Origin of the sequence: Aestuariivirga sp. (genome assembly GCF_965227715.1) — a bacterium.
Classification (GTDB): domain Bacteria; phylum Pseudomonadota; class Alphaproteobacteria; order Rhizobiales; family Aestuariivirgaceae; genus Aestuariivirga.
In genome coordinates this window covers 298489-311552 of the sequence record NZ_OZ245771.1, presented here as the reverse complement: position 1 = coordinate 311552, position 13064 = coordinate 298489, and the positions used below count along the sequence as shown (strand labels likewise).

The window sequence follows — 13064 nt, the reverse complement described above, 5'->3', positions numbered from 1 at the left end:
AGATGAGCTACGATACCAACAACATCTTCGCCAAGATCCTCCGCGGCGAAATTCCCTGCCACAAGGTCTATGAGGATGAGCACACGCTGGCCTTCATGGATGTGATGCCCCAGGCCGATGGCCACACGCTGGTGATCCCCAAGGCCCCGTCCCGCAACCTGCTCGACGCGGACCCCGCTGCGCTGGGCGCGCTCATGGCCACGGTGCAGAAAGTTGCCCGCGCCACACGCCAGGCGTTTGGCGCAGAGGGCGTGCTGATCCAGCAATTCAACGAGCCCGCAGCGGGGCAGACGGTGTTTCACCTCCACGTCCACATCCTGCCGCGCAGCACCGGCGTGGCGCTGAAGCCCCATTCAGGCAAGATGGCGGACCACGCCCTGCTCGCCCAGCATGCGGAGAAGATCCGCCACGCGCTGGAGGCTTGATCAGAATCAAAGAAGCCCCGCGTGCAGCTTCTAATGTCCTCTCAGAATGAGGAGACAGACATGAATCACAAGCACCGCAAGATCCTGCACAGCCTGTTCAGCCACCCGCTGCCGAACAACATCCACCTCCATGAGGTGGAGCCCGTGTTCAAGGAACTGGGCGCGGAATTGAGCCACTCGGGCCATGGGCGGCTGATGGTCAGCATGAACGGCAACACAGCCACCTTCCACGGCTCGGACCACGGGCTTTCGAAGGACGAAGTGCATGACATGAAGAAGTTCATCGAAACCTGCGGGATTGAGCCGCAACGCGATTATCCGCTCTGAGGCGAAGTCAGGCTGAGGATCAGGGGCTGGCCGTGGCCGGCCCCTTCGTCAGCAGAACCGATACCCAGCGGGCGGACGGCAGCCTTTCGCAGATGGCCGCCGTTGCGATGAGAACGGGCACGCCGATGAACACGCCCGGAATGCCCCACAGAAAGCTCCACAGGAACACCGCAAAGATGACGGCGAAGGGTGAGAGCGAGAGTGCCGCCCCCGCAAACAGCGGCTCCAGATAATTGCCGATCAGGAACTGAACCAGCGTCAGCCCCGCGAGTACCGCCAGCGCCATTTCCCAGGAGCCGAATTGCGCCAGCGCGAAAAGCGTGGGCAGCGCCGTGGCCACCAGCGGCCCGAGGAACGGGATGAAATTGAGGGTGAAGGCGATCACCCCCCAGGCCGAGGCAAGCTCCAGCCCCACACCCAGCGCGAAGATCCACACCACCGTTCCCGTCAACAGGCTGGCGAGGGACCGCACAAACATGTAGCGGCGGAATTTCGCGGCAATCGACTTTGCCGTGCCGACGAGGCCCATGGAACGCCGCGACGCCTCGATGCGCTGCAGACGCACCGCGCACTCCTCCACCTCAAGCAGCCCGATGATCACATAGATGAAGATCAGCACGCCAAATCCGATGAGACCGCTCAGGCTCTGCGCCACGCCCTGCAGGAACCGGACCAGCCAGGACATGTTGAATTTCTCGGCGAGCGGCCCCGCAATATACAGTCCGTGGGTTTCGAGCCAATCGGTTGAACGGGTGTAGATATCCTGGAACTGCGCGACATTGGCCACGAACCAGCGGCCAACCACGCTGAAGCCCCAGGCCATCAACGAGACGATCAGCACGATGCCGCCCACCGTGGCGATGACGGTTATGAGCAAAGCCAGGAACTTCGGCATCTTGCTCTGGAGCGCCAGCTGCAGCGGCCAGACGATGGCGATGATGAATACGGCAAAGGCAATAGGCGCAAACACCGCCTGGCCAAAATGCAACGCGGCAGCCGCAAGGATGATGGCGCAGACCGTCACGGCGGGATTGAAGGTGCGTGCTGCCGGAAGGCCAGAGCGGTCATCAGTCACTGTCATATGTTTTCCCCGGCTCGCCGTCTTCTCTGTACGGAGGATAGACCAGAAACACCCTGCCACCAATTCTGAAACATCAGTGCGGCGCTTTCCCTTGGCAGGCCGCTGGCCTGGGGCCAGTCAGGCTGTTCAGCGCGGCCTGATCTCCACAGTTGCGCTCACGAGCCTCTCGAGAAGATTGATGCGTGCCTTGAGCGGCCACCAATCATAGAGAAAAATTTCGAGGGGGCGCCAGATCGCGACCCAGCCGAGAATGAACAGGCCCTGCTCCGTCATCTGCGCCACAGTGGTTTGCCTGGAAGGCAGATCAAGCAATTGAATGACGAGAATGCACAGGCCAAGCACGCCAAGCCCGATGACGAGAGACAGGCGGCCGAGGCGAAACAGCTCCCGCAACTGGCGGCGGACGGCATTTGCGCGCGCGCCGAAAGAGTTCTGAACCGCTGAAGGCAGTTCCTGCGCCAGGCCGCGCGCCGCCTGGTCGGACGGCAAATCGAGGATGAGCCGCAGCGTCTCGCCGGACGCTGCTTCCTCAGCCCGCTCCAGAATGTAGTCCGCCGCCCTGTCATCCAGATCGCGCGTGCGAAAGGGTGCAGGGTCGAAGGAGTTGAGCAGCTGCTCGGGCGTGTTGAGCTTGATCTCGATCATGAGGCGTTTCCGGTGATGGTACCTGCTATCAGAATCGTCCGATATCGGCAGGTCTTATCTTGTGAGGATCCGTCTGCTACATGCAAGCTTGTGGCATTGGCCGCATTTGCCGGAGCAGGTTCGAAATGGCGTCGATTGCAAGTGACTTCATGTTGTTGCTGGTCACGATTAACCCATTTGCCGTGGTGCCTGTCTTTCTGGCGGTGACACGCGGCATGACCGCGCAAGACCGCCGCCGCATCGCCATGCGCGCCACGGTGATTGCGACGGTGATCCTGATCTTCCTTCTGGCCTTTGGCCAATTGTTCCTGGAGAAGGTGGGCGTGACGCTGCCGGCACTGCGGATTGCGGGGGCGCTGGTCCTCCTCATCCTCGGCATTCGCATGGTGTTTGGCGAAGTGCCGGGTTCCCAGCCCGTGAAGGATGAAGAGCCAGGCGACATTGCGGTGTTTCCCCTGGCAATGCCCATGCTGGCGGGGGGCGGTTCCATTGCCGCCATCGTTGCCATGACCGATCACCATATCAACAGCCTGGTTGATCAGGCTGTCACCGCCATTGTGCTGCTGGCCGTCATGGCGATCATCTATGCGGTGCTGCGGTCAGCGGAAAAAATCCAGTCCGCCATTGGCGCAACCGGCACCAATGTGATGAGCAGGATCATGGGCCTGGTGCTGACGGCACTTGCCGTGCAGACCTTCTTCTCAGTGTTCCAGCCGCTGCTGCCCGCCGCCATCTACCCTTAAGCTTCAGCCGGCGCGCTGCGCGGCATGCGGATGTTGAGGAAGGCGATCGCGATGACGATCAGTGGGCTGGCGAAGTTGAAAACAGCATAGGGGGCGTAGCTGGTCGTCGCAACGCCCAGCGTTGCCGCCATATAGGCGCCGCAGCTGTTCCAGGGGATGAGCGCAGATGTGGGTGTTGCCGCCGCTCCCACCGCCCGGGAAAGAACGATGGGCGAGAAACCCAGCTTGGCGAAGGCAGATTTGAACATGCGCGCCGGCAGCACGATGGCGATATATTGATCCGCCGTGATGATATTGGCTGCGACGACGGACCCGATCAACGCACTGATCAGGGCACCCGTTGAGCGTGCCGCATTGACCACCGGTTCGATGAGACGTTCGAGCACACCCGCCTTTTCCACGATGCCTCCAAAAGCGAGTGCCGTGATGACGAGCCAAATGGTTTTCAGCATGCTGGCCATGCCGCCGCGGCTCACCAGATCGTCAATCATCTGGTTTCCGGTTTTGGCGCTGTAGCCATCGGCAAGCGCCAGCCAGACGCCCTTCACCATGGCAAGCCAGCGCGGCAAGTCAGGATCATTGGCGAAGGCAACAACGCGGTCCGGCGCGTGAAACACCGCCAGAAGCCCGCCCACGATGGCCCCCGTGAGAATAGCCGTGAAGGGCGGAAGCTTGAGGGCGGCCAGCGCCGCCACGACAACAAGTGGAAGGAACAGCACCAGAGACATCGGGTAGAACTGCTGGATGGCGTTGATCTTCTCCGTCGCATCGAAATCGCCGGGCCGGCCCAGATAAAGGAAAACCACAAGCGAAAGGATAAGCGCAATGGTGGAGCTCAACAGCGTTTCGCGAATGTGCTGATAGAGCCCGACATCGGAGGTTCCGGCCGCGAGATTGGCGGAATCGGACAAGGGTGACGTGGTGTCCCCGAAATAGGCACCCGATATAACGGCAGCGGCTGTGATGCCGGGGTCCAGCCCCATGTTCACGGCAATGCCCATGAAGCCGACGCCGATCGTGCCTGCCGTCGTCCATGAGCTGCCGATGCTGGCCGAGACGATGGCGCAGACGAGTGTTGCCGTCACATAGAAGTAGTTGGGGCTCAGAATCTGCAGTCCGTAATAGACCATGGCGACAAGCGTTCCGCTCATCGCCCAGGTGCCGATCAACGCGCCCACGGCAAACAGGATGAAGATCGCACCGAGCCCGGAACTGACGCTGGCGACCGCCGCCGCATGGAGCGATTGCAGCGAATGCCCGCGGCGCCAGGCCACGAAAACGGCAATCATCGAGGCGACCACGAGCGCCACCTGGTTCGGGCCCGAGGCGCCTGCATCACCAAACAGGAAATAGGAAAGCCCCACCAGAATGACGAGGCCGGCAACCGGCGCCAGCGCTTCGAGAAGGGTCAGCGGCTGGATGTCTTCTGGCTTGGTCATTTTCATTCCAAGGCTGCTGCGCCGCTTGGGTCAACTCCCGCGCGGCGCAGTGCCATTACCTCAGAAATCCACGGCGTCGCGGATGATCGGGCACGTCATGCAGTGGCCACCGCCGCGGCCGCGGCCAAGCTCCGAGCCGCTGATGGTGATGACCTCAATGCCTTCCTTGCGCAGCAGCGTGTTGGTGTAGGTGTTGCGGTCATAGGCATAGACAACGCCGGGCGAAGCACAGACGAGATTGGCGCCGCTGTCCCACTGGGTACGTTCACGCATGTAGGCGGTGCCGCCCGTCTCCACCACGCGCATCTTCTTGACACCGAGCGAGTCCGCCACGGTCTCCACGAAGGACTTTTCATCCTTGCGCAGTTCCACGCCGCTCGAATGGCTGCTCGGGCGGTAGGAATAGGCCTGGATGTTGTTGACGATGTCCGGATAGAGCAGCACGCAATCGCGATCCGCGAAGGTGAAGACCGTGTCGAGATGCATGGCGGCGCGAAGCTTCGGCATGGCCGCCACGATGACCCGCTCCGCCGCACCCTGCTTGAACAGGGCGGCTGCGAGCTGGCTGATCGCCTGGCGCGAGGTGCGCTCGCTCATGCCGATCAGCACATTGCCCTTGCCGATGGGCATCACGTCGCCACCTTCGAGCGTGGCAAGGCCGTGGTCCTTGGTCGGGTCACCCCACCACACTTTCACCTTGCCCGCGAAGTCCGGGTGGAACTTGTAGATGGCGGTGGTGAGGATCGGCTCCTCGTGGCGGGCGGGCCAGTAGAGCGGGTTCAGCGTGCAGCCACCGTAAATCCAGCAGGTGGTATCACGCGTGTAGAGTGTGTTGGGAAGGGGCGGCAACAGATATTCCGTGATGCCCGCCGCATCCTTGATGACCTTCAGCGTGTCGCCGCCGATCTTCTCGGGGAATTCCTCGGTCGACAGACCGCCGATCAGCGTTTCCGCCAGATCGCGGTCGGAAAGGCCCATCAGGTAGCTCTTGATTTCATCGATGAGGCCCAGCCCCACCTGGTCCGGCACGATCTGATTGTCGATGATCCAGGCGCGGGCCTCCGGAATGGCCATGGTTTCCGCAAGGAGATTGTGCATCTCGACCACGTCAACGCCGCGGTCGCGCATTTTCTGCACGAAATCGAAATGGTCGCGCTTGGCGGTCTCGACCCAGAGCACGTCATCGAACAGCAGTTCGTCGCAGTTGCTGGGGGTCAGGCGCTGGTGCGCGCGGCCGGGCGCGCAGACCATGACCTTGCGAAGCTGGCCGACTTCGGAGTGAACGCCAAATGCAGTGGAAGCCGTCATGATACTTTTACCTTTCGATCAGGGTGTAATGGTGCCGGAGAGGAGCCCGTAAAGACCTACGAGACCTGCCGCCGCGGTTGCCGCAAAGATGAAGACGTCGATTGAGGAGAACAGCGGAAGCTTCTGCTCGCGCCTGGCCCACGCATACATAATGGTACCCGGCACATAGAGAACGGCGACGAGCAGCACATATTTGAGGCCCGCAGCCATGAACATGACGAGGGTGTAGGCAACGGCAATCCATGAGATTACCTCGTCGCGCTTGCGTTCGCCCGGGACCGTCTCATAGCCCTCGCCGCGCCTGGCGATGAGCACGCCATATCCCGCCACCAGCAGATAGGGCAGAAGCGTGGTCACGCTGGTCATGTCCAGCATGAAGTTGAAGGCATCGCGCGACCAGTAGGTGGAGATGACGAACAGGGAAACGACGATGTTCGTCAGCCACAGTGCATTGGCCGGCACTTTCTGGCCGTTCTGCACCGCGAACATCTTCGGCATGTCCTTGGACTTGGCCGCGGCGAACAGCACCTCCGCGCAGATCAGCGACCAGGCGAGATAGGCGCCGAGCACCGAGATCAGCACGCCAATTGAAATGAACACCGCACCCCAATGGCCGACGACCGATTCGAGCACGCCAGCGAGCGAAGGCTGGCGCAGCCCGGCGATTGACGCCTGGGGCATGGCGGCATAGGGCAGCAGTGTGATTGCCACCATCAGCCCCATCACACCCAGGAAGCCGAGGATCGTGGCGCGCCCTACGTCCGCGCGTGTTTTGGCGAAACGCGAATAGACGCTGGCACCTTCAATGCCGAGAAATACGAACACGGTAATCAGCATCGTATCGCGAACCTGCTGAAACAGCGTCTTTTCCGGCATGCCGGGGCCGCCAAAGAAATTCTCCGAAAACTGTTGGTAGTTGAACACGAAGATCAGCGCGAGAATCGCCACGATGATCGGAACGATCTTGGCAACGGTGACGACCGAGTTGACGAAGGCCGCCTGCTCGGTGCCGCGCAGGATGAGGAAATGGAAAGTCCAGATGCCGATAAGCGACACCACGATGGCAGTGATCGTGCTGCCGCCGCCGAAGACGGGAAAGAAGGCGCCGAGCGTGGATCCGATGAGCACCCAGTAGAACACGTTGCCGAGGCAGCTTCCCAGCCAATAGCCGAAGGCGGAAAGAAAGCCCATGTAATCGCCAAAGCCCTCCTTGGCGTAAGCGAACACACCGGCGTCGATTTCAGGCTTGCGTTCTGCCAAGGCCTGGAACACGCGCGCCAGCATGTACATGCCGGTTCCGGCAATGGCCCAGGCGATGAGTGCGCCGAAGGGTCCCGTCGCTGTTCCGAATCGTCCCGGAAGATTGAAGATACCCGCACCCACCATTGAACCGACGACCATGCCGGTGAGGGCAACGAGTGAAAATTTTTGACTCTGTCCAGATGCCATGGTCCCCCCAAACAGCCGCAAGTTGCGGCCAATCAACCCACGGGGGTGAAGTGAGTTTTCTTTGTCATTTTCATTTCACACCCGAATGCTGCAACCTTATGCAATTACGCAATTGGATACAAGTCCGCCGGGTGGAAAGCGTACGTTCGGGACCCATTTCACAACCTTGTTATCGCCGCATGCCGTGGTTTCCGGCAATCAGGCCAGCATCACTGCAAAAGCGATCACGATCCCCAGGAAAACCGCACAGGCGATGGGCCATTGACGAAGCCTTGCCTCGAACCATTCCATGCCGTCGCCGCTTCGCGCCGCGAGAGGCACAACCAGGCGCTCAAAGGGGTGCAGCACGTCACCTTCCGGAATGCGGATGGGAAGCGGACCCCTGGCAAACAGGACCAGCGCCATCACACATCCCGTCAGCACTGGCCACGCTGCCTCCCAGAGGGCAGCAGTTGTGAAGGGATATGCGAGGGGAATGCTCGTTGCGGACTGAAACAGGGCCCACGGCAGCGCAGCAGTGGCCACGGCTGCAGCCAGCCAGACGCCCACACTCCGCGCGTTCCCTGCGCCCTGCCCCGCCTTCGGCTCACGGCTCCTCAGTTGCAAGATGAAGTGAACCATCAGCACACTGCTTGCGATTGCGGATAATATTCCCACCGCTCCTGCAAAGCCCCCGGTCAGAATCGGTTTGATGGCGAGTTTCGCCAGAGCACCGCCGGTCAGTGGCAGGCCGCCAAAGCCCAGTGCAACGATTGCCGCTGGGATGAGGATAATCCCGATGCGCCGGGCGGCACGCTGCTCCACCGCGCCAATTGCCAGGAACAGCCCGCCCTTAGCCAGGATGTGGTGCACGCAATAAAAGGCGATGGCGATGGCCACTCCGCCACTGCCTGCAGCAAGGCCCGCTCCCAGAACTGCCGCCAGCAGCCCCAGCTGGCTAACGCTCGAATAGGCCAGCACGCTGCGCGGATCTCTCTGGGTGATGCCAATCAACACGCCATAAAAGGCCGAGAACGCGCCGGCCAGCAGCAAGGCCTGGCCCCAGCCGGCAGGAACCGAGTCGACCGGCAGGAAGCGGATGAGGCCGATGATGCCGGCCTTGGAGGCCGCACCGCTCAACACCGCAGCGGCGGGAATGGGGGCCGCGGCATAGGTGAGCGGCATCCACACATGAAGCGGCACGAGCCCGGTCTTCAGGCCAAAGCCGAGGATAAGCGCTGCAATGGCGGCATTGCCCCACGGCGCGGCCGCGAGGCCCTTCACTGCATCGGCGATGAGCAGGCTGTGCCCGGGAGAGGCTTCGGCCAGAATGACGAAGGCGAACAGCAGAAACGCCTCACCCAGAAGGGCCGCGGCCACATAGACCACGCCTGCGCGCTGGGCTTGCCCGCTGCCATCGAACACCACAAGGCCATAGGCCGCGAGGCTCACGATGGTGAACAGAAGATAGAAGCTGATCAGGTCGGCGGCGATGAAGATACCAAGGCTTCCGGCAAGCGTCAGCAGCCACCAGGCGCAAAAGCGTGGCGCATCAGACCTTCCGCGCAGAAAATCCGTGGCGGAGAATCCTGCCAGCATCCAGAGCAGTGAAGACGCCCCCAACAGCAGAGCGGCCGGCTCGTCCATCTGCAGCGTCAGCCCGAAGAGCTGGGGCACCGCCTGGCTCGCGCCGTCCGGCACCACCAATGCGGCAATCAGGCCCGGAAGCGGTGCTATGGGCAGCAACACCGGCATCGCCGCGCGCATGGGCCGGAACAGGCAGGAGGCCAGCATCGCCAGCGGCATGAGCAGCGTGAGGATGAGCCATGTTCCCCCGGTCATGATGGTGTCACCATCCGGCCGATCTGCAGAAGCGGCGATGGTGCGAGCGGCACAAATGCCAGCGCCAGCGTCACCAGCGCCAGGCCGAGCGCGATGACCTGCCGCCCCTGCGCCACGGGGCTGATTTCAACCCCGCCGCCGGAAGGCGCCACCATGCGGCCGAGCACTCTGAACACATAGGCGGCCGCGATGAGGCCGCCGGCCAGGATCACCACGGCCCACAGCCACTGCCCTTCGCCAACCGATGCCACCAGCAGCAGCCATTTGGCTGAGAAACCTCCGCTCGGCGGAACGCCCATCAGCGAGAGCCCGGAAATCGCAAATGTCAGCACCGCCAGCGGTACGGCCTTGGCGGCACCCCCCAGATCATCGATCCGGTCATGCCCTAGCGCCTCCGCGATGAGGCCTGCCGCCATGAACATCGCGGCCTTGGCAAAGGCGTGGGAGATGAGTTGCAGCCAGCCGCCGGTCCACGCAAAGCCATTCCACATGGCCTCGGGTGCTGCGAGTGATACGAGCGGGAACAGGAAGAACAGATAGCCGATCTGCGCCACCGTCGAATAGGCAACGAGCAGCTTCAGCCGCTTCTGACGGAGCGCCAGAATGCTGCCGAACAGCACCGCAGCAGCGCCAAGTGCAGCGAGCATCTGCATGGCGGCAGGCTCACGCAATTGCGGCATCGCATCGAACCACAGCCGCACGATGAGAAAGAAAGAGCCCTTGACCACCAGCGCTGAAAGCACGGCACTCCCCGCCGCAGGAGCGCCCGCATGCGCCGGCGGCAGCCACAGATGAAGCGGGAACAGTGCCGTCTTGGCGAGAAGCCCCACGGTCATCAGCGCCGCGGCGATGAAGGCCACGGGTTCGGGCTTCACCAGGCCCGAGAGGCTGGTAATGTCCAGCGTGCCATAAGCGCCATAGATCAATGCGGCACCCAAAAGATAAAGCATCGAGCCCAGCACTGCGTAGAGCAGGTAGCGAAGCGCTGCCTGCAGCGTGGCCGCACTCCCCTTGATGCAGACCAGCGGCACGGCCGCAAAAGTGAGCAGCTCGAGGGCCACATAGAGATTGAACAGGTCCCCGCTCAGGAACAGCGCGTTGAGCGCCAGCCAGATTGCCAGCAGCAGGCACCAGAACACGATGGGCTGGCGCGCTTCGGGTGCGGCCGGGGACTGTCCGAAATCCGCCCAGGCGAAGGCACCCGCGGCGCAGATGATGATGGCCGTCACCGCCATCATCACGGCTGAAATGCCGTCTGCCCGCAGCACAATACCAAGCGGCGGCTGCCAGCCCCCCACCACATAGACGATTGGCGCGCCGCTTTCCCAGACGAGGACGAAAATCGCCACTGCGACGGCAAGCCCCGCAGCCAGAAACACGGGAACGAGGCGCGGCAGCCAGCGTCCGCCCAGCAGCATGAGCAGCAGGATCGCCGCGACCGGGAGGACGATCGCCAGAATGAGAAGCGGCCCGCCCGGGGTCACGTCTGGTCACCCGGAGGTGGCGGTGGTGCCTCATCATCGGTAGCGAGGCTCGCTTCGCCCGATACGGCATCGAGCCGCATGAGCAGCGCCACGGCAAGGGCGGTGGCCGAAAAGGCAACGACGATCCCCGTAATCACCAGCGCCTGCGGCACGGGATCACCACCGAGCCCTGCCCCCGCGCCGCGCCGTGCGATGACACCGAACAGCAGGAACACGCCGGACCCCAGAAGATTGAGCGCCAGAATCTTGCGCAGAGGCTGCGGGTTGACGGTGAGCCCGTAAAGCCCGAGCCCCACCAGCGCCGCGCCGCACAGCCAGAACAGCGTGACCGCGCTCATGTGGGTGGTGCCCTTTCCGGGGGGCCGGCCGCAAGAAGGCCCAGCGCAACGCCGATTGACAGTGTGAGTGCGAACTCAACCACGATGATGAGCAGCTTTGCGAAGCCCGACGGATAGGCGAGGAAGGCATCCGCCAGAACGAAGCCCGCAAGGCCGATCACGAGGAAAATCGCAGGCCCCGCCAGCAGCATGATGCGCAAGGGGCGCGACTGGATTGGTGGCACGGGCCACAGCCCCGCCATCATCACCAAGATCCACATGGCGGCCAGAACCGTGCCGCCCTGGAAGGCGCCACCCGGCCCATCTGCCCCTACCCACGTCATGTAGATCGCGAACATGATACCCACGGGCGGCAAGGTGCGGGCGAGGAACACCAGCGCGCTGTCCCGTTCCGCGATCACCTTGAGGCCCGGAATTCCGCCCCAGAACTTATCTGGCGCCAGTGACCACACGCCCAGCAGCGCCAGCAGCAGCACGACTTTCTCGAGAAGCGTGTCGAAGGCCCGGTAGACAAAGAGAACGCCCGCCACGGGGTTGCCAAGCCCGCTGGAGGCCAGATTATCAACAGCCTGAGCGGCGAGAGAGGCGGGAGGCCCGGCGTAAAGCGGGAGCACGGCGATCCCACCGGCAATGGCAGCGCAGAAGACCCCCGCAATCACGCGGAAGGGAAGCCCCGGCACGAAGGCCGTGCGCACGGCGGGGCGAAGGCGCGCTGCGGCTGTGATCAGCAGCATGCCGGTCACGCCACTGCCGATGGCCGCTTCCGTCAAGGCCACATCGACCGCCGCAATCCTGACCCACACGAGTGACAGCAGCAGACCATAGATGATGAAGATGATGACGGCGCTGCGTGCCTCCCGCGCCACCACAGCCCAGCCCCCCATGGCGATGAGCAGCAGGGCGAGAAACACGTCGACGAGGGTCTCCATCAGCCCCGCTCCCTGACCGCGCGCGCGAGGATCTGCGTGACGATGGCGCCCGAGAACTGCACCAGCAGCCACACGGCGATGAGCTTCGCCGCAGCGCCGGGACCCGCCACTTGCGGCAAGAGCCCGGCGGCGATGAGGCCGAGCCCGAGATTGTCAACCTTGGTCAGCGCGTGGAGGCGGCTCAACGCATCGGGAAAGCGCAGCAGCGCCACCGTGCCTGACATGTAGAGCAGGCAGCCCGCAATCACGGCGATGATCGTGAAGATGTCAGCGGCGAACGTCACGTGCATCCTCCGCCGCATCGGCCGGTTTGGAAGGGGCGAGGCTGCTGACGAATCCCGCCGAGGCGAAGACGGCAAGTATGGCCAGCATCAGCGCGGCATCCACAATGGGCGGCATCTCCATCGCCGCCGAGAGCAGCAGCAGCACGGCCACACCGCCGGAGCCGATGAGCTGTGCAGCCATCATGCGGTCAGCATCCGCGGGCCCCCGCAGGATGCGGTATAGCCCCATCGCCACCATCAGCAGCACGAAGCCCGCAGCGCCGAACAGAAACTGGGACATGGTCAGGGCGCCTCCCTGAAGGCGCGCATCAGGCGCTCTTCTTCGCCGCTCAATTGCGCCGCCACGGGTTTTGTCACATCAAGGCAATGCACGGCCATGCCGCCTTGATCAGGGCCGGACGGCAGCGTGCCCGGCAACAGGCTGGACAATGTGGCAAAGGCGTCCTGCCGCGGCCCCGCCGCGAGCCGCGGGCGGAACACGATCATTCCAGGGAACAGGGGCATGCGAGGGTCAAGTGCGCAGCGCGCCACGTAGAGCCCCGCGCCAAAGCTCTGGCCGATGAAGCGCAGGAACATCATCAGCGCTGGCCCTGCCCGCAGGCTCAAGGCATGGGGCGGCAGCAGGCTGAGGCTGACCTTCGCGGCGATGAAAGCAGCGATGACGCCGGGCAGAATATCCTTCGTGGCCGTGCCAGCGAGCATCAGCCAGAACAGAAAGCAGAACCCCGCGCGCGTCAGCAGCGGCCGCAGGCGCGAGGGACTCGCATGAGAGACAGGCACCATCGGTCCAC

Annotated in this window: 15 protein-coding genes; 3 read left to right on the top strand and 12 right to left on the bottom strand. The window is 63.1% G+C overall.

The window, feature by feature from the left end:
- The first annotated feature begins 2 nt into the window (after nucleotides 1-2).
- Both ACO06F_RS01465 and ACO06F_RS01460 read left to right on the top strand, forming a co-directional pair.
- The gene (locus ACO06F_RS01465; protein WP_421694928.1) at nucleotides 3-425 is read left to right on the top strand and encodes an HIT family protein; all 423 of its coding nucleotides are present in this window, start codon (nucleotides 3-5) and stop codon (nucleotides 423-425) included.
- 60 nt (nucleotides 426-485) lie between these two features.
- Nucleotides 486-752 (top strand): hypothetical protein, encoded by a 267-nt coding sequence (locus ACO06F_RS01460; protein WP_421694927.1) that lies wholly within the window; start codon nucleotides 486-488, stop codon nucleotides 750-752.
- Between the two features lie 19 nt (nucleotides 753-771).
- Here the strand turns inward: ACO06F_RS01460 and ACO06F_RS01455 are convergent, their stop codons facing one another.
- Nucleotides 772-1833 (bottom strand): AI-2E family transporter, encoded by a 1062-nt coding sequence (locus ACO06F_RS01455; protein WP_421694926.1) that lies wholly within the window; start codon nucleotides 1831-1833, stop codon nucleotides 772-774.
- A 126-nt stretch (nucleotides 1834-1959) separates the two neighbouring features.
- Entirely contained in the window at nucleotides 1960-2478 is a 519-nt protein-coding gene (locus ACO06F_RS01450; RefSeq protein WP_421694925.1) for a hypothetical protein, read from the bottom strand.
- 125 nt (nucleotides 2479-2603) lie between these two features.
- On the opposite strand from ACO06F_RS01450, the gene ACO06F_RS01445 reads away from it, so the two are divergent.
- Nucleotides 2604-3221, top strand: a complete 618-nt coding sequence (locus ACO06F_RS01445) for a MarC family protein (protein ID WP_421694924.1) — start codon at nucleotides 2604-2606, stop codon at nucleotides 3219-3221.
- Here the strand turns inward: ACO06F_RS01445 and nhaC are convergent.
- The 10 genes from nhaC to ACO06F_RS01395 all read right to left on the bottom strand — a co-directional run bounded on the left by nhaC (nucleotide 3218) and on the right by ACO06F_RS01395 (nucleotide 13056).
- Nucleotides 3218-4660, bottom strand: a complete 1443-nt coding sequence (gene nhaC / locus ACO06F_RS01440; protein WP_421694923.1) for a Na+/H+ antiporter NhaC — start codon at nucleotides 4658-4660, stop codon at nucleotides 3218-3220. The genes ACO06F_RS01445 and nhaC overlap by 4 nt on opposite strands.
- A 60-nt stretch (nucleotides 4661-4720) precedes the next feature.
- Nucleotides 4721-5968 (bottom strand): arginine deiminase, encoded by a 1248-nt coding sequence (gene arcA / locus ACO06F_RS01435; protein WP_421694922.1) that lies wholly within the window; start codon nucleotides 5966-5968, stop codon nucleotides 4721-4723.
- A gap of 18 nt (nucleotides 5969-5986) precedes the next feature.
- A complete protein-coding gene (locus ACO06F_RS01430; RefSeq protein WP_421694921.1) occupies nucleotides 5987-7417 on the bottom strand; it encodes a basic amino acid/polyamine antiporter in 1431 nt (476 codons plus the stop codon).
- Between the two features lie 198 nt (nucleotides 7418-7615).
- Nucleotides 7616-9238: a complex I subunit 5 family protein gene (locus tag ACO06F_RS01425; protein WP_421694920.1), complete on the bottom strand. Its 1623-nt coding sequence runs from the start codon at nucleotides 9236-9238 to the stop codon at nucleotides 7616-7618.
- The gene (locus ACO06F_RS01420) at nucleotides 9235-10722 is read right to left on the bottom strand and encodes a complex I subunit 5 family protein (RefSeq protein WP_421694919.1); all 1488 of its coding nucleotides are present in this window, start codon (nucleotides 10720-10722) and stop codon (nucleotides 9235-9237) included. The genes ACO06F_RS01425 and ACO06F_RS01420 overlap by 4 nt, the downstream gene beginning before the upstream one ends.
- Nucleotides 10719-11060, bottom strand: a complete 342-nt coding sequence (locus ACO06F_RS01415) for an NADH-quinone oxidoreductase subunit K (RefSeq protein WP_421694918.1) — start codon at nucleotides 11058-11060, stop codon at nucleotides 10719-10721. The genes ACO06F_RS01420 and ACO06F_RS01415 overlap by 4 nt, the downstream gene beginning before the upstream one ends.
- Nucleotides 11057-11989: a hydrogenase subunit MbhD domain-containing protein gene (locus ACO06F_RS01410; protein WP_421694917.1), complete on the bottom strand. Its 933-nt coding sequence runs from the start codon at nucleotides 11987-11989 to the stop codon at nucleotides 11057-11059. The genes ACO06F_RS01415 and ACO06F_RS01410 overlap by 4 nt, the downstream gene beginning before the upstream one ends.
- Nucleotides 11989-12273, bottom strand: a complete 285-nt coding sequence (locus ACO06F_RS01405) for a monovalent cation/H(+) antiporter subunit G (RefSeq protein ID WP_421694916.1) — start codon at nucleotides 12271-12273, stop codon at nucleotides 11989-11991. Before ACO06F_RS01405 ends, ACO06F_RS01410 begins: the two co-directional genes overlap by 1 nt.
- Nucleotides 12257-12553 (bottom strand): monovalent cation/H+ antiporter complex subunit F, encoded by a 297-nt coding sequence (locus ACO06F_RS01400; protein WP_421694915.1) that lies wholly within the window; start codon nucleotides 12551-12553, stop codon nucleotides 12257-12259. Before ACO06F_RS01400 ends, ACO06F_RS01405 begins: the two co-directional genes overlap by 17 nt.
- 2 nt (nucleotides 12554-12555) lie before the next feature.
- On the bottom strand, nucleotides 12556-13056 hold the full coding sequence (locus tag ACO06F_RS01395) for a Na+/H+ antiporter subunit E (protein WP_421694914.1): 501 nt from the start codon (nucleotides 13054-13056) through the stop codon (nucleotides 12556-12558).
- Nucleotides 13057-13064: the final 8 nt, after the last annotated feature.

Bases quoted from the DNA above. Each gene is read 5' to 3' on its own strand.
- ACO06F_RS01465 (WP_421694928.1), top strand. From the start codon at position 3: ATGAGCTACGATACCAACAACATCTTCGCCAAGATCCTCCGCGGCGAA.
- ACO06F_RS01460 (WP_421694927.1), top strand. From the start codon at position 486: ATGAATCACAAGCACCGCAAGATCCTGCACAGCCTGTTCAGCCACCCG.
- ACO06F_RS01455 (WP_421694926.1), bottom strand. From the start codon at position 1,833: ATGACAGTGACTGATGACCGCTCTGGCCTTCCGGCAGCACGCACCTTC.
- ACO06F_RS01450 (WP_421694925.1), bottom strand. From the start codon at position 2,478: ATGATCGAGATCAAGCTCAACACGCCCGAGCAGCTGCTCAACTCCTTC.
- ACO06F_RS01445 (WP_421694924.1), top strand. From the start codon at position 2,604: ATGGCGTCGATTGCAAGTGACTTCATGTTGTTGCTGGTCACGATTAAC.
- nhaC (WP_421694923.1), bottom strand. From the start codon at position 4,660: ATGACCAAGCCAGAAGACATCCAGCCGCTGACCCTTCTCGAAGCGCTG.
- arcA (WP_421694922.1), bottom strand. From the start codon at position 5,968: ATGACGGCTTCCACTGCATTTGGCGTTCACTCCGAAGTCGGCCAGCTT.
- ACO06F_RS01430 (WP_421694921.1), bottom strand. From the start codon at position 7,417: ATGGCATCTGGACAGAGTCAAAAATTTTCACTCGTTGCCCTCACCGGC.
- ACO06F_RS01425 (WP_421694920.1), bottom strand. From the start codon at position 9,238: ATGACCGGGGGAACATGGCTCATCCTCACGCTGCTCATGCCGCTGGCG.
- ACO06F_RS01415 (WP_421694918.1), bottom strand. From the start codon at position 11,060: ATGAGCGCGGTCACGCTGTTCTGGCTGTGCGGCGCGGCGCTGGTGGGG.
- ACO06F_RS01410 (WP_421694917.1), bottom strand. From the start codon at position 11,989: ATGGAGACCCTCGTCGACGTGTTTCTCGCCCTGCTGCTCATCGCCATG.
- ACO06F_RS01400 (WP_421694915.1), bottom strand. From the start codon at position 12,553: ATGTCCCAGTTTCTGTTCGGCGCTGCGGGCTTCGTGCTGCTGATGGTG.
- ACO06F_RS01395 (WP_421694914.1), bottom strand. From the start codon at position 13,056: ATGGTGCCTGTCTCTCATGCGAGTCCCTCGCGCCTGCGGCCGCTGCTG.